This is a genomic window from Dapis brunnea BLCC-M229, from assembly GCF_050015995.1.
Taxonomy (GTDB): Bacteria; Cyanobacteriota; Cyanobacteriia; order Cyanobacteriales; family Microcoleaceae; genus Trichodesmium.
Genome location: NZ_JBNHEP010000189.1, coordinates 3,820 through 28,852 on the forward strand (window position 1 = coordinate 3,820; position 25,033 = coordinate 28,852).

The 25,033-nt window shown below is 34.6% G+C and carries 18 protein-coding genes and 1 pseudogene; 7 read left to right on the forward strand and 12 right to left on the reverse strand.

The window, feature by feature from the left end:
• Nucleotides 1-448 precede the first annotated feature (448 nt).
• From ACP6PM_RS21355 to dnaN, 3 genes are all read right to left on the reverse strand, one after another.
• Nucleotides 449-1,384, reverse strand: a complete 936-nt coding sequence (locus tag ACP6PM_RS21355) for an ATP-binding protein (protein WP_426588174.1) — start codon at nucleotides 1,382-1,384, stop codon at nucleotides 449-451.
• Nucleotides 1,385-1,804, reverse strand: a complete 420-nt coding sequence (locus ACP6PM_RS21360) for a P-loop NTPase family protein (RefSeq protein WP_426588175.1) — start codon at nucleotides 1,802-1,804, stop codon at nucleotides 1,385-1,387.
• A 391-nt stretch (nucleotides 1,805-2,195) separates the two neighbouring features.
• On the reverse strand, nucleotides 2,196-3,380 hold the full coding sequence (dnaN, locus tag ACP6PM_RS21365; RefSeq protein ID WP_426588177.1) for a DNA polymerase III subunit beta: 1,185 nt from the start codon (nucleotides 3,378-3,380) through the stop codon (nucleotides 2,196-2,198).
• 432 nt (nucleotides 3,381-3,812) lie between these two features.
• Between dnaN and ACP6PM_RS21370 the strand changes: the two genes are divergently transcribed.
• On the forward strand, nucleotides 3,813-4,094 hold the full coding sequence (locus tag ACP6PM_RS21370) for a zinc ribbon domain-containing protein (RefSeq protein WP_426588178.1): 282 nt from the start codon (nucleotides 3,813-3,815) through the stop codon (nucleotides 4,092-4,094).
• Between the two features lie 421 nt (nucleotides 4,095-4,515).
• Here ACP6PM_RS21370 and dnaA read toward each other — a convergent pair whose 3' ends face one another.
• Entirely contained in the window at nucleotides 4,516-5,886 is a 1,371-nt protein-coding gene (gene dnaA / locus ACP6PM_RS21375; protein WP_426588180.1) for a chromosomal replication initiator protein DnaA, read from the reverse strand.
• A 689-nt stretch (nucleotides 5,887-6,575) separates the two neighbouring features.
• Here dnaA and ACP6PM_RS21380 point away from each other — a divergent pair.
• The 6 genes from ACP6PM_RS21380 (at nucleotide 6,576) to rpoD (ending at nucleotide 19,096) form a co-directional block, all read left to right on the forward strand.
• Nucleotides 6,576-7,559 (forward strand): alpha-ketoacid dehydrogenase subunit beta, encoded by a 984-nt coding sequence (locus tag ACP6PM_RS21380; RefSeq protein ID WP_426588182.1) that lies wholly within the window; start codon nucleotides 6,576-6,578, stop codon nucleotides 7,557-7,559.
• 1,364 nt (nucleotides 7,560-8,923) lie between these two features.
• Nucleotides 8,924-10,309 (forward strand): protein translocase subunit SecD, encoded by a 1,386-nt coding sequence (secD, locus tag ACP6PM_RS21385; protein ID WP_426588184.1) that lies wholly within the window; start codon nucleotides 8,924-8,926, stop codon nucleotides 10,307-10,309.
• A gap of 711 nt (nucleotides 10,310-11,020) precedes the next feature.
• Nucleotides 11,021-12,007, forward strand: coding sequence for a protein translocase subunit SecF (gene secF / locus ACP6PM_RS21390; protein WP_426588186.1), 987 nt, complete (start codon nucleotides 11,021-11,023; stop codon nucleotides 12,005-12,007).
• A 1,029-nt stretch (nucleotides 12,008-13,036) separates the two neighbouring features.
• Nucleotides 13,037-13,423: a hypothetical protein gene (locus ACP6PM_RS21395; protein ID WP_426588188.1), complete on the forward strand. Its 387-nt coding sequence runs from the start codon at nucleotides 13,037-13,039 to the stop codon at nucleotides 13,421-13,423.
• Between the two features lie 1,401 nt (nucleotides 13,424-14,824).
• A complete protein-coding gene (locus ACP6PM_RS21400) occupies nucleotides 14,825-15,406 on the forward strand; it encodes a M23 family metallopeptidase (RefSeq protein WP_426588189.1) in 582 nt (193 codons plus the stop codon).
• 2,529 nt (nucleotides 15,407-17,935) lie between these two features.
• On the forward strand, nucleotides 17,936-19,096 hold the full coding sequence (rpoD, locus tag ACP6PM_RS21405; protein WP_426588191.1) for an RNA polymerase sigma factor RpoD: 1,161 nt from the start codon (nucleotides 17,936-17,938) through the stop codon (nucleotides 19,094-19,096).
• 209 nt (nucleotides 19,097-19,305) lie between these two features.
• Here the strand turns inward: rpoD and ACP6PM_RS21410 are convergent, their stop codons facing one another.
• The 8 genes and pseudogenes from ACP6PM_RS21410 to ACP6PM_RS21445 form a co-directional block, all read right to left on the reverse strand.
• Entirely contained in the window at nucleotides 19,306-19,914 is a 609-nt protein-coding gene (locus ACP6PM_RS21410; protein ID WP_426588193.1) for a hypothetical protein, read from the reverse strand.
• 296 nt (nucleotides 19,915-20,210) lie between these two features.
• Nucleotides 20,211-20,510 carry a hypothetical protein gene (locus ACP6PM_RS21415; protein WP_426588194.1) on the reverse strand — a complete coding sequence of 100 codons (300 nt, stop codon included), beginning with the start codon at nucleotides 20,508-20,510 and terminating at the stop codon, nucleotides 20,211-20,213.
• Nucleotides 20,511-20,624: 114 nt separating this feature from the next.
• Complete coding sequence (locus ACP6PM_RS21420; RefSeq protein WP_426588196.1) at nucleotides 20,625-20,903, reverse strand: hypothetical protein; 279 nt, start codon at nucleotides 20,901-20,903, stop codon at nucleotides 20,625-20,627.
• A 991-nt stretch (nucleotides 20,904-21,894) separates the two neighbouring features.
• Complete coding sequence (locus ACP6PM_RS21425) at nucleotides 21,895-22,509, reverse strand: CP12 domain-containing protein (RefSeq protein ID WP_426588198.1); 615 nt, start codon at nucleotides 22,507-22,509, stop codon at nucleotides 21,895-21,897.
• 158 nt (nucleotides 22,510-22,667) lie between these two features.
• Entirely contained in the window at nucleotides 22,668-23,588 is a 921-nt protein-coding gene (locus ACP6PM_RS21430) for a ribonuclease D (RefSeq protein ID WP_426588200.1), read from the reverse strand.
• A gap of 682 nt (nucleotides 23,589-24,270) precedes the next feature.
• Nucleotides 24,271-24,399 carry a pentapeptide repeat-containing protein gene (locus ACP6PM_RS21435; protein ID WP_426588202.1) on the reverse strand — a complete coding sequence of 43 codons (129 nt, stop codon included), beginning with the start codon at nucleotides 24,397-24,399 and terminating at the stop codon, nucleotides 24,271-24,273.
• Complete coding sequence (locus ACP6PM_RS21440) at nucleotides 24,392-24,538, reverse strand: pentapeptide repeat-containing protein (RefSeq protein ID WP_426588204.1); 147 nt, start codon at nucleotides 24,536-24,538, stop codon at nucleotides 24,392-24,394. The genes ACP6PM_RS21435 and ACP6PM_RS21440 overlap by 8 nt, the downstream gene beginning before the upstream one ends.
• A pseudogene (locus ACP6PM_RS21445) lies at nucleotides 24,521-24,850 on the reverse strand (pentapeptide repeat-containing protein); the annotation flags it as partial. The gene ACP6PM_RS21440 and the pseudogene ACP6PM_RS21445, both read right to left, overlap by 18 nt.
• Nucleotides 24,851-25,033 lie beyond the last annotated feature (183 nt).

The following is a 25,033-nucleotide window of genomic DNA, read 5'->3' on the forward strand; positions in this document are numbered from 1 at the left end:
CGCGCTGGGGTGCTTCAGAAAATGAATTGACTATTTCTCCATAGGCAATAGTAGAAAAATTTCTCTATCCACCTCCCGCGCTGGGGTGCTTCAGAAAATAAACTGACTATTTCTCCATAGGCAATAGTAGAAAAATTTCTCTATCCATCTCCCGCGCTGGAGTGCTTCAGACAATGAATTAACTATTGCTCTATACGCAATAGTAGAAAAATTTCCCTATCCATCTCCCGCGCTGGAGTGCTAAAGCTTTTAGCTAAAAATCTATTCCACCATTTTAAGCTTGACGCGCCACTACAAAAGTTTGAGTTGAAGATGAGAGCCAGGCGGTTTTAACCCCTGGGTGAAATATGAGCCACGGGATTCCCATTCGTATGAGAAGTAAAAACAGGCGGATTTATCCCCTGTTTTTACAACCGTCAGAATCCACGCGGTTTTAACCCGTGGAGTGTCAAACTTCTTTCTGATTAATACTTTCAACAGCTTTCTTAAACTCAGGAGTACCTTTAATCAACGGATGAACATCATACCAACGTTGCATTTTTCCCTCATCATCATAATAACAATATTCCAAAATACAGCGATTAAACATTAAACTGCGGTAATTATCATCGTTAGGTACTTCCCTAGAAAATGCCACTTCAGCTAACCTTATCCATTGATGATCATCCACAGTTTGCCGATAAGTATCTCTAGCTTTTGTTATTGACCTGCGGATAGCATTTATGGGAATTGGTAAATCATCTGTATAGTCAAAAGCTGACTGAATTAATAATAGTAAATTCCGCACATGACCGCCACTAATTATACAGAGTTGATTCAAAGTTTCTTCACTATCAAATATGTCTGTTTCTAGGGAAAGATTAGGAGCCAATTGTTCCACTCGCTTGACAATTAATTCCTTAATTTTATTAAATCCTGGTTCGTATTTACTACCATCAGGATTCTGCACCATAATCATCGGTAAAACCTCTAGGTTTCCGTCATAAAATTCTCTCAAGTCTACTGCTCTGTGGGAGTAGATCATAGAGATAGGAGCTGTATAAATAATGTGACAGTTTAATGCTTTTAATTGTTCGGAGCGGTCTATAAAAATATGGTCGTGATTAGTGCGTTTATCTTCTTGAATAACAGGCACTATTTTCTCTAAGCTATCGACTATTACTGCTAATTCTGTAAAACCTTTAGGTAAATTCTTCTTGGCATCATTAAGAAATTCATTCAAAACTTTTATTAGATCTACAGTATGAGGATTAATTTTCTGCCTAATTTGCTGGCGGAGAGTAGGTACTGCTCTTAAATTTGCGGTTATTTTGGCAAAAGTAGATATTTTTACGTCAATACTTGCCTTTTCAAAGTCAATTTCTGTTAATGCTAAATCCTTCAATTATTGCCAGCGACTCTCTAGCCAGTTAAGTATAGGATTCGGTTTGGCAACTTCTTTTAAATCTTGCAGTAAATGACGAGTCAAAGCAAGTAAAATATCTGTATATTCGGCATCTTCTGAGTCAATATCTTCTTTATCTGCATCAAAATAAACTACAAATATTTTCTGTGATTCCAAGTATTGTTTAAGTCTAAGTAACTCTGTAGATTTTCCTGCTCCTCGATGACCAGCATAAAGTTGACAAGTCATCCTCTTTGAGCGCTTAATTTTTCTGCCTAAATCTACTAAAACATCTCCATCTCCTCGGACTTCTTTGCAGTCTACATAAAGAGGGTCTCCTGCTGGTAATGGTTGAAATGGATCGAAGGAGTTATAGAGGTTTGTTAGAAGTTCTTCTATGTCTATTTTTTGATCAATCATAATAAGTCTATTAAGTAGTTGTGCAAAATCGAGAGAGGCAACAGGGAACAGGGAAGAGGAAACTAAGCATTCAGCTATTATTAATATCATGTCCGGATCTGGAGAGTACAAAGTTCTGCTAAAAAACGATTTGCTTATCTGACTGAAAGTCTTACTGGAAAGGGCTTACAGCACCTACAGGTATGAATGGATAGTTTCTAAGCTTGAGTTGCTGAAAGCCTTAGCTAGCAATAGTTATTCAAAGAACTTCGCACTGTCTAGTCCGGATAATTAGTGACAAAAAAACTTTCTCCCTTTAAACCTTTATTTCCCTTCTGCCTTCTGCCCTTTCCCTTCTGCCTTCCTTCGACTGAATTCTTAAAACTTACGATTAATAAATCATCTTAGACAGCTAACCTCTTAACTGAACAGGCATAATTAAATAAGTCATTTTCAATCCTCCCAAAGGATTTAAAACCACCGGAGTTGTAGGAGTATTTAACTGAATAGAAATCTCCGAAGCTGAAGGAATAGCCTTTAATCCTTCAATCAAATACTTCACATTAAAAGCAATTTCCTCTGGCTCATCACTAGAAATTTGTGCCGCCATAGACTCTCGACCACTTCCCACATCTTGAGCATCTACAGATAAAGAAATTTCCTGATTAACACTATCAATAGTACACTTCAAAATGTTATTTTTCTGGTCAGCTAAAACAGCAATTCTTTCCACAGCTCCTAAAAATTGTTTTCTATCCACATTAATTTGATTAGTAAATTTACTAGGTAATAATTGTTGGTAAGCTGGATATTGACCCTCCAATTTTCTACTCGTTAAACGTTGCTCTCCCAACTCAAAAATTACCTGACCTTCGTCAAATCTTAAAGTAACAGAAGAACCAGACTTACCCATCCCAATCATCCGTTCAACTTCCCTTAAAGCTTTTGCTGGAATTGTTGCTTCAAACTCTGTAATTTCTTGTACGGGCGATTCGCGAATCGCCCGTACCTCTGTTTCTTCCTCACCCTCTGGTGCTACACTTTCAGTCTCTACTATCGCCAACCTATGGCCATCTGTCGCAGCAAATACTAAACCATCTGGTTGTACTTTTAAATGTACTCCCGTCAATACTTGTTTAGTTTCATCAGGACTTGTGGCAAATAAGGTTCCTTTCAAACCATTAATCAAAGCTTCCGGTGGTAAACTAACAACATCCCCACCTTCCACACTTGGTAATTCCGGATATTCCTCCCCTCCCATGCCTCTAACTTGATAACGACCAGATGTAGAAGTAAGAGTAGCGATCGCTTCCCCTTCATCATCATCAATCGTAATATTACCGTCCGGTAGTCTCGAAACAATATCGTTAAATAATTTGGCAGGTAAAGTAAAAGTTCCACCAGTTTCTACAACTGCTGAAAAACTGGAACGAATTCCTAAACCTAAGTCAAAACCTGTTAACTCTAGACATTGATTCTCTACATCTGCAGTTAATAAAACATTTGCTAATACTGGATGATTAGGTCGAGAGGGAACTGCACGACTAACTAGAGAAAGGTTACTACTTAAGTCACTTTGAGTACAAGTTAATTTCATTGGAGTTTAGTTATTTAATAAGGAACAGGAGGTTTTTTGAACAAAACTCACCTCGAACTGAAATCCTAGCATTCTTAACTTGAGTAATCTAGACCTCTGACATGAGACGAAAAATATCAGTAATAAAATCTCAAGTTAATATCTGTGGAAAATGTGGAAAACTCCAAAAAATCTTTACTAGATCAATGATTTTACAAATAAATAGCCTGTGGAAAACCTGTGGAAAAATCTATTTTTGGGTCAAGATAAAATTTGAGATTTTTGATAACTTCAATTTTTGAGATACTCCTACCCGATAAAATATCGGTAGTGCATCAGGAAAGTGTGGGATAGGTAATCAGATCATTCCAATTCCAAGGAGCGATATAGCTGCCGCACTTGCTCCGCCAACGCTAATCCAGCTCTTTGGGCTGCAGTATTGTTCTTGCGACTATGAATCCAAATCCAATTAAAGTAGGCGATATAGCTGCCGCTATATCAATTCCGTATGGGAAATTGTCAGTATGTTTACCCACTCTAGCACTTAGAATTAATCCACGTGTAAGAGAGTGGGATTGCCCAGAGTGTGCAGCTCACCATGACAGGGACATAAACGCTTTGTTAAATATTTTGGCTGCGGGACTCGCAGTGGAGCGCGCCAGTCGCTCATGGGGGGAACCCCCAAGACCGCGCTGGCAAGTCTTTAGGAGCGACCGTAAGACCCGAGGGGAGTAAATCCCGGAAGGCGGGTGCTATGTTAGTGCAGCTCCTCTGCAAGAGGCAACAGAAAGCCCTTAACAGCGATGCTAGGGAATCCCGCGCTGTCTCGTAGAGCAGCGTCGGGAGGATGTCAAGTATAAGATAACCACTATATTCTAGACTTTTAGGGAATAGTCAAATTCTCACATCTGATTCCTGATTGGATAGTCTTAAAGATGTAAGGATGTGGGTTGGTAAATCCCTTCAATTGTCATAAGGTAGACGAGCAAAATCCTTACTTGTTTACCACTATCCCTGATTGCTATATAAGTTTTTTTGTTTAGATTAAGATACAATATTTGAGGTTTCATGGAATCCTTAACTGAATAGAGTTATATCAATAAGGACAAACTTTTTTTATCTAGTTCTCTACTCTTCTCCTTATTGTTTCTACTCACTAATCACGAGTAGAAAAATTAATCCGATCGCTCAACTGTCGAATTGTTTGAGCTAAATTCAAGTCACTACTTTGTAGCTGACTAATTTTTTCACAACTATACAAAACAGTTGTGTGGTCTTTTCCTCCAAAAACCTCTCCAATTTTTGGCAAACTCAAATCTGTATGTTGTCGCATCAAATACATACCAACCTGTCTTGCCAAAGTAATTTCTCGCTTTCTAGAACTACCTTTTAAATCCTCTATAGATACATTAAAATTTTCCGAAACAACCTTAATAACTGCCTCTGGCGATGCCTCCAATTTTTCCGTTTGTGGATTTAAAATAGGTGCAATATTCTCCACAGTCATTGGCAAACCAGAAATAGAAATATAAGTAACAACCCTAGTCAAAGCACCCTCCAACTCCCGAATATTTGTAGGATATCTAGTAGCAATATACTCAATTACATCCCTAGGCAAAAGCATATTTTCATACTCAGATTTTTTCAGTAAAATTGCCATTCTAGTTTCCAGATCGGGAGCTTGAATATCTGCAATTAATCCCATAGAAAACCGAGAGCAAAGACGCTCTTGTAAACTAGGAATTTGATTTGGAGGTCTATCAGAAGCTAATACTATTTGTTTGCCAGCTTCATGCAAAGTATTAAAAGTATGAAAAAATTCTTCCTGAGTATATTCTTTACCTTCAATAAATTGAATATCATCCACTAACAAAACATCTGCCGCTCGATAATGTTCCCTAAAACCTTGCAGACTATCTTTACGAATAGCAGCAATCAAATCATTAGTAAATTTTTCTGTAGAAACATAAAATATTTGAGAATCAGGAAAAATTTCTAAGCGATAATGACCAATAGCTTGCATTAAATGAGTTTTACCTAAACCGACTCCACCACATAAAAATAAAGGATTAAACTCTCGGCCTGGAGACTCTGCGACTGCTAAAGAAGCTGCGTGAGCCATACGATTATTCGGACCTACCACAAACCGAGAAAACATATATTTTGGATTAAGATTTGCTGGTTTAGGCTTTTGAATAGATGAAATTTCTAGAATATCAGCAGCCTTATGCTCAGGCCATATTAATCCCAAATCTTCTTTTCCATCATCTTCACCTACAGAAGAAGTAGTTAAGTAAATTTCTACTGGGTAACCCAGAATATTATGTACAACATCAGCAATGGTTTTTATATAGTATTTCTGTAACCAATTCCGAGCAAAAGGGTTAGGGGTACGAATTACTAAACAATTATTTTCTAATTGTTCAGCATGAGCTGTTTTAATCCAAGTTTCAAAAGTCGGTCTGCTTAACTGTAATTGCAGCCTTTCTAAGACTTGGTTCCACAAATTATCAAGAGAACTTTCCACTGCTAACCTCTTTTTATGTTGGTACAAATAAAAGCAAATTTAATTTATAAATTATTCAATAAAAATTTGTTGCTAAGAACCACTAAACAAGTTACATTTTTTCTGAAAATACTACTTAAAATATCAAGTTAAATTTTGTACAGAGGTTTTCTAAAAATTTAGTCAACAATATAATTTATATTGCCTTATACCATTTTCAAAAAAGAATGTTACGAATAAGAAGGAAAATAGTGCATACCTTACAAGATATATCCTTTTGACTAATAAGATAAATTATGAAAGAATAAATGATATCAAAGCTATTGATTCTGACTCCTGAGTTCTGAATTCTGACTCTTAAACAATCCCCTAGCTATTTGTAGCAAACATTTATCAAATTGGTATGATAAAGTAATTATATTTTAGTTTGACAAATATAGTTTTTTATGATAATGAATTAGTACTAAACAGAAGTGAAGTAAAATTAGTTAAAAAGCTGCTTACATAAAGCAGCAAAAGGTTAATATTAACATTTAACTAGCTATCAGCTAAAATTCCGAGTAATTTTTGTTTCTCCAGTGGGACAGCATGGGGAATTAAAAACAAACCTCAGGATACGGAATCAATATGTTGACTTGCTGAGAAGCCTAAATCTCACTCTTAGGTCATTTTGGGAAATGCAACCTAACTCATACAACCAATCTATATAAATGGCACAAACTTTATTATTTAATGCTCTCCGTGCAGCCATTGATGAAGAAATGGCTCAAGACCCGACTGTATATGTTCTTGGTGAAGATGTGGGTCACTATGGAGGGTCCTACAAAGTTACCAAAGACCTTTATCAAAAATATGGGGAACTACGTGTCCTTGATACTCCCATTGCAGAAAATAGCTTTACAGGAATGGCCATAGGTTCAGCTCTGACTGGATTACGGCCTATAATAGAAGGTATGAATATGGGATTTTTATTATTGGCCTTCAACCAAATTGCCAATAATGCTGGAATGTTACGGTATACTTCTGGTGGCAATTTCAAAATCCCATTAGTGATTCGTGGTCCTGGTGGTGTAGGTCGGCAGTTGGGTGCAGAGCATTCTCAAAGATTAGAAGCCTATTTTCAAGCTGTTCCTGGTCTGAAAATAGTAGCTTGTTCAACTCCATACAATGCCAAAGGTTTACTTAAGGCAGCTATCCGTGATGAAAATCCGGTATTATTTTTTGAGCATGTTCTTCTCTATAACCTCAAAGAAGACTTACCAGAAGAAGAGTATTTGTTACCTCTAGATAAAGCAGAAGTGGTACGGAGTGGAAAAGATGTTACTATCTTGACCTACTCCCGAATGCGTCATCACGTTACCCAAGCAGTACAAACTTTGGAAAAACAGGGTTATGACCCAGAGGTTATAGACCTAATATCTCTCAAACCCCTCGATTTTGAAACCATTGGTACTTCTATTAGGAAAACTCACAGAGTGATTATTGTTGAAGAGTGCATGAAAACAGGTGGCATTGCTGCTGAGTTAATTGCCTCAATTAATGAAAGATTATTTGATGAATTAGATGCACCTGTTCTGCGATTGTCTTCTCAAGATATTCCCACACCTTATAATGGTACACTTGAAAGATTAACAATTGTACAACCAGAACAAATTGTTGAAGCAGTACAAAAAATGGTGGCAATGAAAGTTTAACTCCAAGGAAGAAGGAAGTTCATTAATTGATAATGGATAATTAATAATTACCTCTGGTTAAAACCGTTCTTGATTGAATATAAGGAATATTTTCTTTTCTCTTGGTCGATTGGAGGCAAGCGAGGAGACCTCGGCATCCCATCCTACGGAATGCTCCGCTTTCCGACCGCTTTTTCCCCTATCCAAGGGGAGCCTTCAAGGCGTGAATTATTTAATTATTAATTATTCGGTAAGCATTCAGTCGTCAGCTATCAGCTATGATTTATTGGCTCATTATCATGGAAGGACGGATTAGTCTCCAAAGAGAATTAAAAGTTATGAAGAAAAAAGTTATCATCTAACTTTAGCAGTTTCTTTATTCTTTTAAAATCTGTTTGCATAGTATTCCGCAGGAAACGCTGAATGCTTACGAATGAAGAGGAAAAAAAAGGAAGAAAGCTGATTAACTTTTTTGATTGAAATCAACTCTTATTTCTGATTTTATCCTTCTTACTTCCTGATGATAAAATTCCCAACTGAATGCTTCCAACTTCATTCCTATTTCTTCCTTATTAATTCCTCTAATAAGTTGTAAAGTATTTTGGGTATACACGTTGTTTAAGGGGTATATGTATCTATTCTATACATATAGTAATCAGGAATGATTTATGATATGTTGTTAAACATTTCAGATAAATTAAAATCCTTTTATGTTCTAATTTCAGTACCTCGCCAATTCGATGGCTACCCTAGGTAACTTGTAATTACCACGAAATCTTAGAAATGATAGATAATTGCTATATAGCAATTAGCTATCATACTCCCTTTTTTATTTCTCTATTTATTATTGTACTGCTTTGTAGATTACTTAATTTGTACAATTATAATTAGGGTTTTCTGAAAAAGTTTTAGGAGGCAGGGTCAGGAGTTAGGAGTTAGGAGTTAGGAATTAGGAAGAATTACAGAGGAAGTAGAAAAAATAATTGTTCCTTGATTTTTCCGATTTTGTCTGCTCAAAATGCTGATATTTTTAACTAGAGTAAGCTAAAAGCTGGCACTTTTTAAACATAAAAAAGGCTAAATCATTTGCCGATAAAGGGTTTTATAGTTAATCAGCAAGCCCTGATTAAAAAAAAACTAGAATTAAGAACTATTTCAAGTAAAAATTAAGATTCAGGAAATATGTATTTGCTGCTAATACAAATATGACAAGAGAAATAGTTAGATATCTTGAATTTATAAACATTCCCTCAGGCATTAATATTTACTTTATAAAATAAATTCTCTCAAAAAATATCAAAAAAATTTAAATTGCCAACAAACAAAAGCAAAATATTAATCATCTATAAATAATCCTCTAAATGCTTCTTTCAGATATTTAAATTATGCGTAGACAAAATTCTTATATAGCCTTAATCTTAGTTTTAGTTATCGCATCAATTACAGTATTGAGTCAAATTCCGATTCGTTTAGGATTAGACCTCAGAGGCGGGTCACAACTCACCATTCAACTACAAACCTCTGAGGAAATTCCCACCATTGACGAACGCGTTATGGAAGGAGTTCTAAAAATAGTCGAAAATAGGGTCAATGCTCTAGGTGTATCAGAATCAGTAGTCCAATCTTTGGGACAAGACCAAATTTTAGTCCAACTACCAGGAGTAAATGACCCTGAACAAGCTGAACGGGTTTTAGGAGGGACAGCTCAACTCGACTTTCGAGAACAATTACAAAGGACTGAACAACAGTTAGGAATTGAATATCAAGTACAAAGACAACTATTAGTAGAGCAAGAATTACTCAAAAATAGTGAAGACCAAGAAGCTATAGATAAAAATTTGGATTCTCTCCAAAAAACAAATCAAGCGATCGCTCAATTATTCAAAGAAGCAACTATTAAAGGTCAAGACCTGAGAGATGCTTTGGCGGAACCAGAAGCTCCTGGATCTAATAATTGGAATGTGGCTTTGCGCTTCACCTCTGAAGGAGGGCAGAAGTTTGCTGAACTTACCAAAAATTTAGCAGGAACTGGACGTAGTATTGGTATTTTCCTGGATGATAAATTATTAAGCGCTCCTACAGTTAGTGTTGAATTTGCAGAGACAGGTATTACTGGTGGTAATGCAGTGATTCAAGGTAGATTTACCGCTCAACAAGCAAATGACCTAGCTGTACAACTGCGGGGTGGCGCTCTACCTGTGTCTGTAGAAATAGTTGAAAATCGAACTGTTGGGGCAACTTTAGGTCGGGATAGTATTCAGCGGAGTGTCTATGCAGGAATAGGTGGCCTAATTCTGGTGTTAATATTTATGGTGTTTTACTATAGGCTACCTGGCATAATTGCTGACGTAGCTCTGGTTATTTATGCCCTGTTTACCATTGCTAGTTTTTCCATCTTGGGCGTTACTTTAACATTGCCAGGAATTGCAGGTTTTATCCTGAGTATTGGTATGGCAGTAGACGCCAATGTTTTGATTTTTGAACGGACAAGGGAAGAGTTACGAGCTGGGAAAACTTTATATCGTTCTGTAGAGTCTGGCTTTTATCGAGCTTTTTCTAGTATTTTAGATGGTAATGTCACAACTTTGATTGCTTGTGTAGCACTATTCTGGTTAGGAACTGGTTTGGTAAAAGGTTTCGCCCTGACTTTGGGAATTGGTGTAGCAATTAGTATGTTTACTGCTCTTACTTGTAGTCGAACTTTAATGTTTTGGACAATTGGATTTTCCCAATTCCGCAAACCAGAATTATTCTGTCCAGAATTGAAATAATCTCAAAAACCTCATAGCCTACATTCTGCATTGCGAAACTTATTATAAAAGACAAAGATTCAGGAGAAAATGAAGTTTAACAATTAATTGGAGTTAATAATTAACTAGGGTTGGCGGAAAAAGTATGCATGGGTTTGGGTAGAACTCAGAACTCAGAACTCAGGAGTTAGGGAAATTATGCAGGAGATAGTCGGATATATTTGTCAGAGTCATTTTTCTATCCTTATCTGCCCAAAATGCTAACTTTTTCAGCTTTTTGAACTGAAAAGCTGACACTTTTTTCGACCAAAAAAGGCACTTGCCTTTATCTGTACAATGCTTTGATAGTTAATCAGCCAACTCTAACTATTTATATTTACTATTTTCATGATTATTTGAGTCTTAGAAAGTTAAAGAAAAGCGATTGACTGATTTTATACTACCTTTGATAATCTGAAAAATTAATGATCAGAATGTCAGTTATAGGAGTCATCAGAAAACTTCTTGAGTATAATTTTTCTTGATTTAGCTATTCCCTACTCTCATGTTCCTTTCTTGAAACAAGAAGGAACCATTATTCCCCATTGAAATAGTAGTCAGTAGTCAGCGTTCAGCCTATTGCGATTCCCTTGGCTATCGCCTTTTGCTAAGGAAATACTGATAGCTGATAGCTGATAGCTTGTTAAAATTTTTTCTATTGTCTAATCCTACATCTAAATTGGTTCAATAAAAATGAAAATAAGTGTTATTAAACAGCGATCGCTTTGGTGGACAATTTCAGGGTCTATTATACTTAGTGGTTTAATTGCTATGGTCATTTCTTGGAGTAGGCCAGATATTGGTGCGCCTTTACGTCCAAGTTTAGACTTTGTTGGGGGTACTCGGTTACAATTAGAATTAGATTGCATGATACCCAACAACTGCAATCAAGCCATTACAGTTGCTGCTGTTAGAGAAATAACAAGCAACCAAGATTTAGGCAACACCAGTATTCAAGTTGTGGGAGAAGAGAAACAAGCTCTTGACATACGCACAAAAACTTTAGATGTTGATACTCGGACTCAGTTAATCACAGCTTTAAGTGCAGAATTTGGCAAATTTGACCCAAACTCTACTCAAATTGATACGGTTGGCCCTACTTTAGGACGACAAATTTTTACCTCTGGACTATCAGCTCTACTGGTTGCTTTTTTTGGCATTACTATATACCTAACTTTTAGATTTAAGTTGGACTATGCCGTATTTGCTTTTGTTGCCCTATTCCATGACATATTAGTTACGGTTGGCATTTTCTCAATTCTTGGTTTAGTAGCTGGTGTGGAAGTAGATAGTTTATTTTTAGTTGCCTTACTAACTATTATTGGATTTTCTGTTAATGATACAGTAGTAATTTACGACCGAGTTCGGGAAGTAATTAAGCGCTATCCAGGAGAATCAATAGATCGGATAGTTGATGATGCTGTCAATCAAACTTTAACACGGTCAATTAATACAACTGTGACTACTTTATTACCCTTGGTTGGTATTCTGATATTTGGCGGAGAAACTTTAAAATATTTGGCTTTGGCTTTAATTATTGGTTTTGTGGCAGGTTCTTACTCTAGTATCTTTATTGCTAGTACACTTTTAGCTTGGTGGCGCGAACGTATTGGTGAATTTATCCCCAATCCTATAGAAGAAAATTCAGAATTAGTAGAAAGCCAAGAAAATACTGTTTAGATATAACTAGAGAAAATGATAATTTTCAAATTCTTATACCTTAACTGAAAAAAATTAGAGCAACTTATATTTATAATTTGTACATATTTCTACGGCCAGATTCAAAAAGATAATTGCTAAATTATGCAAGCTCGTTCAATAATTAATAATTAACAATTAATAATTAATAATTACCTCTTCTTAAAACATTGAGGATTGGTTAAAAGGAATTTTTTTCTTTTCTTGGTCGATTGGATATGGCGCACTTCGGAGTGGCTCTGCTTTCTTCGGGAAATCTCGCCATCCCATCCTAGGTCATGCTGCCTCTTTCAGAGGAGCTGCCTCTTGCAGAGGAGCTTCGAAGTGCGCTAACGCAAACGACCGCTTTTTCTCCTTGAAAGGAGAGGCTTTCAACCTTTATTTTTCGGTAATATAAGACTTTTAGCTAGTTTACAAATCAGCTCTTAGATTCAGAAGTCAAAATTAAAAATTTAAAACTAAGTCACAGATTAGTTTTTCCTGCGGAAATCCTCTACAAACAGCATTTAGTGATTTCCTCGCCCTAAATGCTGTTTGCTATAATTTACTAACCTATGCTTAGAAACCCAATGATTGGAAACTCTCAGGAAAAAGAATAAAGGATGGTTCGTATAGGAGAACTAATAATTTGTAATTTGTATCTGAATGCAGATTATAAGGTTATTGGAAATATTATCAGAACACCAAGCATCTCAGCTAGCTTTTAGACTAAGTTAACTTTGTAGGAGGGTTTTGAGGTCTCCAGAGAATAACTCTATAGTCACTCAGCTAAGTAGAAACAAACCAATACGGATTTATCTCGTTCGTAGTATTAACTTATAGCGGTTTTCACAAAGGTAGACTACAAAAATAATATAAGTATGCCTAAAGCTTGATTAGTTACATACCTAATAGTTGTGTTCTATGTTAATGAAAACCGCTATAAAATCCCTGTAACGTTAATTCCGGAAGTAGTCAAATAAGATAATTTCCCATATTCCTTTTTTTTCTTATTCCTTGAAAATCCTGAAAATGTGTAAAAATGATTCAGTTTCACAAGTACAAGTACAAAGACTCTACAAACTAATTATTTATGGTAGGTGGCTAATAGTTGGGTTGCTCTGGATTAGTATTGGTTTTTTAAGTATCTGGAGTTTACGCGGAGAAATTGCTTTGTGGCTCAAGCATTTTACCTGGGTTTCTGTACATTACGCTTTGGCTTATAATAAGCTAGCCAGCTTTGGTTTAAGTCTGTGCCTTGGTACTACTACTGCTATTTTAGTTTGGCAAAGTAGACACATTCTTTGGGGCATATCTCCAGAAGAACAAAAGCGCTTAGAACAACAAGTACGTCAGATTAATCATCAAGGGCAAACTCATCCTTTATGGAAGTGGGTAATTCCAGATAACTCACATTAATCTATATTATTGCACTGGAGCATTTACTCTATATACTATTATATCCGTTCTTTATAATTGTTAAAGGGTTATTTGTTTTCTAGCACTTTGATAAATGTTTGCTATAAATAGGGGATATTAATTAGGGCTTGCTGATTAAATCCAAAACCATTGACATATAAAGGCAAGTGCCTTTTTGATGCGAAAAAAGTGCAAGGTTTTTGCTCCCCATAGCTGAAAATGTGAGGATTTTGAGCAGACAAGGGCGAAAAAATTGAGGGACAAATATATCCAACTACATCCTCTGTAATTCCTCTGACTCCTGACTCCTAACCTCACCCATGAATACTTTTAATGAACTTCTTCCTTCTTCCCTCTCCCTTCTTCAGACCCTAAACTATTTTTCAATAATGAATAATGAATAATTAACAATTAATAATTACCTCTTCTTATAAAGAAGAGGATTGGCTAAAAGGAATTTTTTTCTCTCTTGGTCGATTGGATATGGCGTTTCGGCTGTCGCCGACATGAAAAGCGGAGCGGCTCTGAAAGAGCGGGAGACCTCGCCATCCCATCCTAGGTCATGCTCAGCTTTCCGACCGCTTCCTTCTCCATGAATGGAGAGGCTTTATACCTTAATTTCTCGGTAACATTCTTTTTTCATGTATGGTATTATACCAATTCACCTAAATAATGTCACAAGTTGGAGTGTTAAATTAATGCCCTTAAATTATTGTTAATTAAAGTTTGGCTGCTCGTATAATCTTAATACCTGATTGTTTAATGCCTGAATTTTGACTTATGTATCAGTATCTCTGCAAAATAACTGTGCATTTTGAGTCTACAAGGAGTAGCAAACAAACTACAGATAAATCAACATATCACTGAATAGTAAAAACACAAATAATTTTGCCTACTTCCTTACTAGCACTTTTGATGTAGCGGAGCTTTAACTGACTTGTGCGGCAGTCAAACTGCTGTTGCCGAAATGAATACGCAATATGAGCTAGGAAAGCTTTGCACCAGCAAAACCAACCCTAAACAAGGATTTGACTTTCATTTAATAAACAGTTTTTCCAGCAGTTACTAAGTCAACCATGAACTTTGAAGAATACGATTACTTATCAAGGGATATGACACCATTCAGTGGGATAAATACTCAATCTCTTTAATCGACTTTAATTAGTATAATATTAATTTATTAGTTGTCAACAAAAAATTAAAATCATCCAATTCCTTATGAAAAAATATCTGGGAAAAATTAGACATAAAAAGTCATTTAAACAAAACTTCAAACAAGATAAATTGCCATTATTTTTCATGATTAAACAACTTTTTTTACAAGCAAAATACAATCATAATAGTGGTAGAGTTAAAAATTTTTTTGTTTTTTTGATCTTTATATTTTTAATATATATAACTGTGTTAGCTCCCTTAATCAAAACAGGAGTTAAAATACTAGGGCAAACAGTAAAAAAAATAGTCATTGTGCAAGAGTGGGTAGAAGATTATTTCCCCAAAATTACTCCTTTGCTGACCCCATACTATGGTAAATCAGATAAATTTCTCCCTTATGTAATTCATACTCCCTATTTCATTGATGATACTCCTCCTGGAGCTTATGACTTTACTCTGGAGCTAAATGGTCAATTAAAAGTTCCCATTCCAGCGCCTTGTCAAGGAACTATTCGCCGAACTAGATTTCAAGGCAAAAATGGCAGTTTTACAACTGCACAAGGTGCGGGTCAGATAGTTGAACTTATGTGTGATGGGACTAATTATTATTGGTTAATGGGTCATTTACTTCAAGGTTCGTCACCAAGAAAAGGAACAAGAATTACTAAAGGACAACCAATTGGCATCCAAGGTCTCACAGGAAGAACTTCAGGTTATCATGTCCATGCTCAAATTCATTATCATAATGGACAAAGAATTACTAACAGAAAAGTAACCCGTCCTCTTGTTGAAAATTACATCAAATTTTTGAGAAAAGGTTCTTATTGAATTGAAATACTAAAATATGAGAATGCTTCGATAAAATAAATACATCTTAACAACTGTAAAGTTATGGCAACATTTGTAGCAGATTATTGGACTGGTATTTAGTAGTTAGCAATAAGTACCTGTGCAAAATTAATCCAATATTTTTCAGGGAGTAGGGAGTAGCGGAAAAAATATACTTGTATACTTTACTTGACTACTTATCTATAATTAATCTTGTTCGTATTCAGCACTTACACTAATTGTTTTGGCATTGCCTAGTTTCAATATGCTATCTTTAAATATTTATAAAAAGTGGAGCATGAATATCTATCATGACTGTTTAACATCAAAAACTTAATTTCTCTTAACGTAATATTTAACTCCAATTGCTAAAATTTGAGCTAAGTTACAGATAAGGAGTATCTGTTACTGAAAATTTGGGTTTAGATAAATGTCCTTATATAACAGTTTTTGTCAATTTTTGTAAACTGCTCATCAAAAAATCAACTATTAACTTTACCCACTAATTTTGAAACTAGAGTGTTGAGATTCGATCAAAGCAGTTAAGACTAATCAAGGATGAACACCAAAGTGTGAGTATAAGATTAAAATGATTAATTAATTTATAGTAAATAAATATAATAGATAAATAAACAGATCAAAATTGATATGTAATGACCATAACAATCACAAAAAATAATAAGTGTGGGAGAATAGGAGTGGGCGTTGACAAAATAATCTGTTAAACTAAAAATTATCAAGTTTTTCAGAGTTAGCTTTAATTAAGGTTGTATACAGTTAATCATTACAATTAGTATTTGAGTGTCATAGTGAAAGAAAAACTTGAACTTGACCCGGAAAATAGAATCTACTATAAAGTCCAAAAAGGATAGAACTAAGGGGAAAACTAAATTTATATTCATAAAATTAGGAAAAAATATCAAAATTATGACAGATAGAGTAAAAAAAATTATAATAATATAGGAATGAATAAAAATATTAACCAAAAGTCGGGAAAATCTTAATAAAATAATCAAATCAATTGAGCAAAAAGCTATTTGGGGAAATTTATATATAGTTTAAGATAAAGTACTTAAGTAGTATAGAAATACGAAATCATTGGTAGAAAATCCCAAAAGACAAACTTTGAAATTTTACCCCTGTTCTCTGTGCCCTTTTACTAGAATATTTTCTACACAACCGTGTCGAGGATCAGTATATGTGTGAAAAAACTAAAAATATTTTTCTAAACTCAACATGATTAATAGTGGAGGTGATTAATTTATAGATTATTGCTAGCATGAAACTAATCACGTTCATCTTCCAAAAATCTTACAATCTACAATCATAGATACAGCAGATGTAATAACAAAAGTAAATCCTAGAAAAAAAAGGAGGTTGAAGAGAAAAAGTACAAACTAAAATAGATATTAGTCCCTTTTTTGGGTGAAAATTTTATAGCTAGGGTATAATTTGTTATGTTGTAAATATTTCCCTGAACTATTTACCTCGAAAATATAGCACCATAACTAACTAGAAGTAATTGTGTAGTAAAATTTCAGATATTTTCACAAAAACTAAAGAAAGGATGTTGTTATGGTGTTGAACTAAAACCCCTGGCAATTCTCAACCTAATCTAATATAAATATTAGGTTATGAAGATAAAAGGCTGGATAACTATGAAATACACCCTTCATGTCCAAATAGTTGTCATTGAGTGGGGTTGGTCGTGGATTAATTAATTCTTAAATTAGCTGTGTCATTGTTTTTTATTGCTAATAGATCTAGGGCTGAAGTTGGTTCTACTAATTCTTCAGATAGCCTAAATTGAAATGATTTCCTGGTCATAGCTTTTGACATAATTGGTATGAGACAGGCTAACTTAAAGGAATAATTCCGACTTTAGTGGGATAAATAATGGCTATCATCGCAGCTTAAGCTATTAGCATAAGTAGATAGGCGCTCGGCACGCTCAAAGTAAATGGGAAAAATAAGATAGGTAGTAATGGTGCATTGTAATTTTTTCGGCAACCCTTATAGTCAGCGTTTTAGCAACTATTCACCATTATTATACAGGACTACCAGACAGGTAAGAGCTTTATAAGAATGCTCACTTCTGTCCCTGTATATCAGAAATTTTTACCGAAAAGCTTGCGTTGAAAGCTCATTATCTTTAAGAGCAAAGATTAAAAAATGCCTAGCACTGACGCTGAAGTAAGCTATGAAAAAAAAGAGGAGTTGTTGGGGTTATCCCCACTGCTAAAAACAACTATAACGAAGTTTAGTTGAGGTACTTCAAATGTAGAAAATGATACTGGTACGACCGCTAGCCAGAAATATTACTCTGAAGACTGTGAAAAAAGAGTCAATACCAACAAAGTAAGCCTTAAATGGATAAATATTATTCCAGGTAAACTCACGAAATTTCTCAGTTTTCAGCAAAAAAGATAAACCATACAGGTTTGGTCACTAGCTATACTGTCTTAAGATAGACAGAAAACTTCTGTAAAGTAATTTATTCTTCAACTTAAGGAGCATGAGGAACGCGACATGATCCAGACTAACAACGTAATCGAAACCACCATTCAGCCTGAGCTAGAACCTAGCGACTTATTTCAGCCAACCCCAACCAGACAAATAAATGATGAGTTAGACATTTTAATCGGAGATAGAGAAGAATATATAGATGCTCAGTCTGATGAGGATGATCTAAAGTCTGCTAAAGTTGCCAAATCCCGTACTCGGACTGTGGGTAAAAAAAAGCATTATACAGAAGACTCGATTCGCCTTTACCTACAAGAAATAGGAAGAATCAGACTATTACGAGCTGATGAAGAAATTGAATTAGCGCGTAAGATTGCAGATCTTCTTGAATTGGAGCGGATTCGAGAAGATCTAATGTACGATTTAGATCGAGAACCCCAAGTTAGTGAGTGGGCAAATGCTGTAGACATGGAATTGCCAAAGTTTAAGCGCCGGTTAATACTTGGACGTAGAGCTAAAGAAAAGATGGTACAGTCTAATCTGCGTCTAGTGGTTTCCATCGCCAAAAAATACATGAACCGAGGCTTATCATTCCAGGATTTGATTCAAGAAGGTAGTTTGGGATTAATTCGAGCGGCAGAAAAATTTGACCATGAAAAGGGCTATAAATTTAGTACCTACGCAACTTGGTGGATTCGTCAGGCTATTACCAGAGCGATCGCCGATCAGTCTCGTACTATTCGTCTACCAGTTCATCTGTACGAAACTATATCCCGAATCAAGAAAACTACTAAGCTTCTTTCTCAAGAAATGGGTCGTAAACCTACAGAAGAGGAAATAGCAACTAGCATGGAAATGACTATAGAAAAGTTGCGTTTTATTGCTAAGTCTGCTCAACTGCCTATATCTTTAGAAACTCCCATTGGAAAAGAAGAAGATTCTCGACTGGGAGATTTTATTGAGTCAGATGGGGAAACTCCTGAAGACCAAGTATCTAAAAATTTATTGCGAGAAGACTTGGAAAGTGTTTTAAATAGTTTGAGTCCCCGCGAACGGGATGTATTACGTTTAAGATATGGTTTGGATGATGGTCGGATGAAAACTTTAGAAGAAATCGGGCAAATATTTAATGTGACTCGCGAGCGGATTCGACAAATTGAAGCAAAAGCTCTGAGGAAGTTGCGACATCCAAATCGGAATAGTATTCTTAAAGAATATATTCGTTAGAAAAGTTAGTCGGTTGTCTGTTACTTAGCTTTTTTGAAGGATAGGCGTTGCTGAATAATAGTATGAGTTTATTTTCTAATGAGCAGAAGTTATACTATTATATTTGCTAATTTATACTAGAAATCAGCAACGCTTAAAGCCAGCCAATCAAACCACCGTAAGAAACTACACTTGAATCAGGATTGTTTCTATTAGAAGCCATTGTCCATTTATAAAGTTTTCTCCTTAAAAAAGGGGCAAAAAACTATACCACCTGACCAGAATGGATCTTTTGAATAATTAGTATATCCGTTCTGTAAAAAATGGAAAACTTTTTTACTATAGTTACCCTTTCTATCAGCACAAACAAAAGAACCTGAACCAACATCATTAGAGTTTACAATTACTCTGATGACTGCACCTTTAGCTATATCGGGAACATATTGTGATACATCTATATTATAGTCTCTACCAGTTTTATAGTTCCATAACTTAACATATTCATCAGCTAGAAAGAGATGAATATTATTAACAGAATCGGAATCTTGAACTACCGCTATATTTGTCAAGTCCTGAAGTTTATTTGATAGATTCTGAACTTTATTATCTAATTTTTGATCGAGAGAATTTACTTTGTTTGCTAAAGTTTCTAGTTCTTCAAGTTTGGTTTGTAATTCTTGCTTTATTGAACTAACTACTGATAAAGCTTGCTGATAACATTCCAAGGCAGTAGAGTTTTTAGTACAACCTATATTTTGACTGCTTACTGACTGAGGATTAGAAAGTATGAGAATAATAGTCAGAAATATAATTGTGCTTAATTTTAATAAACGTTTCATAGTTATTCTCCTTCAGAGTTATTGATTGAGATAGTCTCTCCAATCGATCCAAACTACTTCAGGACTTATGCAAAGGTAATATATATAGAGTTTTAAAACTATAACGTTATAGTTTTGAACGCTATATACATGGTCTCTGCGTAAGTCCTATACTTTTTATATCAAATCCGTTTGTTTCGGAGTGTAATAAGAAACCAGGTTTATGGGATGCAGATGTGAGTATAGTAGGCATTTCATATAAACCTGGTTTCTACCCTTTGTTTATACCGATACTACCGGATTTGATATTATAGGACTTATGCGTAGAGATAAATTTCTGTACCTTCCAAAGTACCCATTTTCTTTTCACAATAGGTGGGAAATAAAAGTAAGGAGAAGGGACGAATACTTTTTACTGATGCCTCAATTCCCAATTTTACCTCTTTAATTGTGCCTACTGTAAAGCAATCAAGTTTTTTGACAAGTTCATCTAACTGGTTAAAAGTATCTTGCTGAAGCTGCTCCAATCTTGTGAGTGTGCGAGAAAACAGGTCATCATAAAGAGTCTCTGGTGCTTTTTGGACAATCTCATCAACTTTGGCTAAAAGTCTCATCATTTCTAAAATAATTTGATTAATTCGTGCTTCTACAGATCGATCTACTATACCGAGAGTGTAGCGGACATCAATAAGAGCTTCTGCACAAGCATGATTAATCTCTGAAAAGGTTTCCTACATAGCACTATAGTATTGGTCATCTACTGTTTCTAGAATTTGATCGATATCTTCAACCACTTCATTTTCAATTTCAAGGATATTTTTTTTTCCATCCTCCATGAGTATTTTAGCTGCTTCTTCACTGCGAAGAATGTTTTTTGCTGCTACATCATCAACCTTCTTAAACACATCATCAAAAAGGGGATTTATTTCGCTTTTGATAAATTTATTTAATTCTACTAATGCTGCCTGACTAGCTGCTTTACTAGCATCTCTAGAAAGCTTTTCAATCATAACTTCAATAAATGTATCTACTACACCTTCTATTGCATCTCCTGCACCTTTTATTATTATTTCAAAAGGAGATAATAATCCCCAACTAACTAAGGCTTTAGGTTGGATAAAAAAAACATCACACTAAGACAGACAACAAGAAATATTTTAACTATCTTCATTGACCTACCAGACCAACAAGTTTCTATATTTTTCTTTGATAATTATAACTTTTTGCTTTCCACTATTATTATTTACAGCAGTTTTCATTTCAGCAGACCACAGTAGAGACGTTGCATGCAATGTCCCTACTGGGTTTTGCTTATGGTGATGTGGTTCATCAAGAGCGAAAAGCGCTGTAAGGCTTTACAGGTTAAATGAATAATAATTGGTTTTCAACTATCATATATTAAGGAAAGATTCATCAAATTAAACCAACAATTAGTATTTACCTAAATCTTTATTTCTGCTAATATCCTAGATTTTTTTGAGGGTGGATAGTAAAAAAAAATCATCGCATCCTTTAATTTATAGTTAGGACTTACACAGAGACCACATATATAGCGTTAAAAACTATAACGTTATAGTTTTTGAACTCTATACATAGTACATTTGCGTAAGTCCTGATAGTATTATTATGCAGCACTACCCGCAAAACAAAAAAAATGTAACTTAACTTAATATTACTATTTTTAGCGATCGCCAAAAAAAGTGACGTTGGTGAATGTGTAATGCTTTTGTCTCAAATATCTATGGAAAAACTATATATATACAGTTCATAAATATTGAAGAGCATTACCTAATCACCAACCCCAAAAAAGTACTGGATATTATTCTCAGTGCTAAAAGAAAAAATCTTGGTAGTCCTGTATTGTAATGGTGAAGATATATATTTTTTAATTTCTTCTTAGACTTCCTGCACTCCCTACACTTCCCAAACTCCCCAAACTCTCTCTACCATTACTATGCATCACCACCAAAATCTTATATATATACAGGTAAAACTGTGAAACTAAATATCATAAGTTCTTGCTTCAGCAGCTTCTGGATTATCCTCGCAATATTCATCAAAAGCAGTTTTATCAAGTCTTTCTGCCTTCTGATGAGCAGCTTCAGCTTGTAACTCTTCTACAATATCCCATGCTGCTGCACATTCTTTAGAAGTAACACCTTTTTTTGCACAAATAGTTCTTGCTTCTTCAATAGCTACCTCTATTCTCTTTTCAAGTAGCACAGATTTTGGTTTTTCAACAAAATCACTCTTGCTTAAGATATCTGTAACTGAAATAATACCAAGCAATGTATCTTTAATCACAGGTGCTCGGTGTATACCTGTCTGAGCAAATAAACGCGCGACATATTCCACACCTAAATCTGGATTAACAACAATACAAGGCTTAGTCATAATTTCATAAACTCTCACTTGCTTAGGGTCTTTTCCATAAGCAGTAACCTTATAAACAATATCTGCCTCTGTGACAATACCATAAGCATCTTGCTCGTGACGTCTTTCCACAATTAAAGCACGCAGACATAGATCGTTCATCTTTTTCACAGCATCAGCTACTGTTGCTGAACCGCGAATTGTTTCAACATCCGTGGTCATAATATCTTGAGCTTGCATCATTTTGACTGGTCCTCAATAATATGTGTTAGTTATTTATATTTAAGCCACCAATATTTAGAAGCTTTGCTATGTACAAGAGTAGGATAGAATAGTTACTTAGTCTACGAATTGAGAAAATCCAATAATTAAAAATTGTTGCAATTTTTCTAATTTTCTCACTAATCTTGGTCAGTAATATCTGGAAAATCCTTAAAAGTCAATTTACAACTAGAAATACTCTCTGTATTTAGGGAAAGTTTATCGATAATATTTCCAAAATCTTTTTGTAGTTTTTGAGTTAAAGTAATGGGAAAATCCAAATCTATTCCCTGCCTTTTTACTATAGTTGCCAACTCAGCAAAATTAACTTTCTGAATAGTTCGTTCTACAGATGATAATTTAAAAGTAGAAGTTTCAGAAATATTCTGTGCCTGCATAGCTAATTTTATCCGTTCAAGTATATGAGAAATTTCTGAATCTAACAATTTCCATTCATGTAAAATTTCTTGATATCTTTGAGTCAGTTCATCTAAATTATCAGTAGCAGGTTCAGAATTATTTTGCTGAATTAACTCTAACAAAGCTAAGTGTACTTGAGCTAAGTAAACCGAGTCCATTTTTGCATATTCTAGTTGTTTTTCTGTGAGTGGGCGTTTTCCCCAATCACTTCCCTGTATTTCTTTATCTATATTTTTAAAATTAGTAAGTTTTTCAGCTAATGTTTTCAGTTTGAAATTAGGTATTGGCAAAATATAATAAGGTAATTTTTTAGCTATTTCCCAAGTACAAGTAATATTTTGAGCTTGACTTTTACCTAGAAATTTAATGTCATATTTAGCATTGTGAAATACCTTCTCAATATCAGGATAAAGCATAACTTTGTCAATAAAAAAATGAATTAAACTATCATCATCTAAAACATCTAAAATATAAACATTATCGGCTATTAAATCTTCAGGTTCAGCTAACAATTGAATTAAAGATAACCTAGGTTTACGAGTATTATAATCAGCAACTTCTGTATCAATCCAAAGCAAATTAGCTTGAGTCAATTTCTCAATAGCGTTCTTAATATCATTACTTTCTGTCAAATAAATCATATAGAAATTTTCAAATTATTTGCGTAGATCGGAAGGTTCGTGCAACTAGGGGCAATTAAAGCTTAAAAGTATCAGCTTATATTGTTTTTAGACATCTGGCTTTTTATTGTCTGAAATAACTTTCAAACAATAACGGCACGAAATCATACTAAATCCGAGTATAAAGGAATGCTTGTTCAATTATCAAATCCCTTATGTATCAATGACTATAATTTAAAAAAATACCTTCTCATATCGTTTCACGGAACTTAAAAGTCAAAAGTAATATTTTACAGACTTAGAACTTTAACACTACAGTAATTTCAGGAAATTATTTCACATCTAAAGTTTGAAAATATTTGTGAAATTTTTAAAGTGAATTGGTATCACCAACCTGGATTTGGTATTATAAGAACTTCAGAGGTTTTTCTAACTCGCTACATTATATAACACCAAGCTTCTATTTAGCTGTCAAATGAAGGTTTTAAGTTAAAATCAACTGTCGTAAAAATTTTCACAACCAATTTAGGATTGCTATATATCACTTTTCTTGTTGTAAAAAATTATCAACTCGACCAAGACAAAAGTGCTAGGATATTTCCTTATATTCAATTCCCGTACGTTTAAAACCCGAGGTAATTATCAATATATCCATTATCCATTAATGAATTCTTCCCCACTCCCCTACTCCCTACTCCCTCTTTTAATAAACCTTACCATCTGACATCATAGTACCTGTTAAATTAGTATTTCGTAAATCAACCCCATCCAAAATTGCCCCTCTTAAACTAGCTCCACTTAAGTCAGCACCATCAAGATTAGTTTCACTCATTACAGCCATTCATAATTGTCGCTTTTAAATCAGCAGAAGTTAAATTAGTACCACTAAAATTTGTGGCAGTTAAATCTGCACCAGACAAGTTGGCAAACTTCATTTTAGGGCCACTAAAATTCACCCCATTCAAATCCATTCCATGTAAATTTACCTTCATCAAATATACTTTACTGAGATTCATTCCTTTCAGAAAACCACCTTGTATTGAGGCTTTATTTAGTCTAGCTAGACTCAAATTAGCCTAACTAAGATTAGCATTTTTAAGATTAGCTGCACACAAATTAATACCACTAAGATTAGCTATACAGATATTAATACCTTTTAGACTAGCGGCTATCAAATTAACACCAGACAAAACAGTGCCACTTAATTTAGCAACAGTTGAAAATCTATTATCATTCTTTAATGTGCAACCCCAGAAAAAAACCTCTAGATTGCTTTTTGTCAAGTCAGCATTAACAAGTTACCGAATAATTAATAATTAATAGTTAATAATTAATAATTAAGAGTTGATAGTCAATTAATTATTCATTCAACAATTCACGCCTAATTACCTCCCCTTGGATAGGGGATTTTTCAAAAATTTTCCTTTGACTCAATCCTATCCGTTTTAAGAAGGGGTAATTATTAA

Excerpts from the sequence above, each read along its gene's own strand:
- ACP6PM_RS21360 (WP_426588175.1), bottom strand. The coding sequence starts at position 1,804 with ATGATTGATCAAAAAATAGACATAGAAGAACTTCTAACAAACCTCTAT.
- dnaN (WP_426588177.1), bottom strand. The coding sequence starts at position 3,380 with ATGAAATTAACTTGTACTCAAAGTGACTTAAGTAGTAACCTTTCTCTA.
- ACP6PM_RS21370 (WP_426588178.1), top strand. The coding sequence starts at position 3,813 with ATGAATCCAAATCCAATTAAAGTAGGCGATATAGCTGCCGCTATATCA.
- ACP6PM_RS21380 (WP_426588182.1), top strand. The coding sequence starts at position 6,576 with ATGGCACAAACTTTATTATTTAATGCTCTCCGTGCAGCCATTGATGAA.
- secD (WP_426588184.1), top strand. The coding sequence starts at position 8,924 with ATGCGTAGACAAAATTCTTATATAGCCTTAATCTTAGTTTTAGTTATC.
- secF (WP_426588186.1), top strand. The coding sequence starts at position 11,021 with ATGAAAATAAGTGTTATTAAACAGCGATCGCTTTGGTGGACAATTTCA.
- ACP6PM_RS21395 (WP_426588188.1), top strand. The coding sequence starts at position 13,037 with ATGTGTAAAAATGATTCAGTTTCACAAGTACAAGTACAAAGACTCTAC.
- rpoD (WP_426588191.1), top strand. The coding sequence starts at position 17,936 with ATGATCCAGACTAACAACGTAATCGAAACCACCATTCAGCCTGAGCTA.
- ACP6PM_RS21410 (WP_426588193.1), bottom strand. The coding sequence starts at position 19,914 with ATGAAACGTTTATTAAAATTAAGCACAATTATATTTCTGACTATTATT.
- ACP6PM_RS21415 (WP_426588194.1), bottom strand. The coding sequence starts at position 20,510 with ATGATGAGACTTTTAGCCAAAGTTGATGAGATTGTCCAAAAAGCACCA.
- ACP6PM_RS21420 (WP_426588196.1), bottom strand. The coding sequence starts at position 20,903 with ATGATTGAAAAGCTTTCTAGAGATGCTAGTAAAGCAGCTAGTCAGGCA.
- ACP6PM_RS21425 (WP_426588198.1), bottom strand. The coding sequence starts at position 22,509 with ATGATGCAAGCTCAAGATATTATGACCACGGATGTTGAAACAATTCGC.
- ACP6PM_RS21430 (WP_426588200.1), bottom strand. The coding sequence starts at position 23,588 with ATGATTTATTTGACAGAAAGTAATGATATTAAGAACGCTATTGAGAAA.
- ACP6PM_RS21435 (WP_426588202.1), bottom strand. The coding sequence starts at position 24,399 with ATGAGTGAAACTAATCTTGATGGTGCTGACTTAAGTGGAGCTAGTTTA.
- ACP6PM_RS21440 (WP_426588204.1), bottom strand. The coding sequence starts at position 24,538 with ATGGATTTGAATGGGGTGAATTTTAGTGGCCCTAAAATGAAGTTTGCC.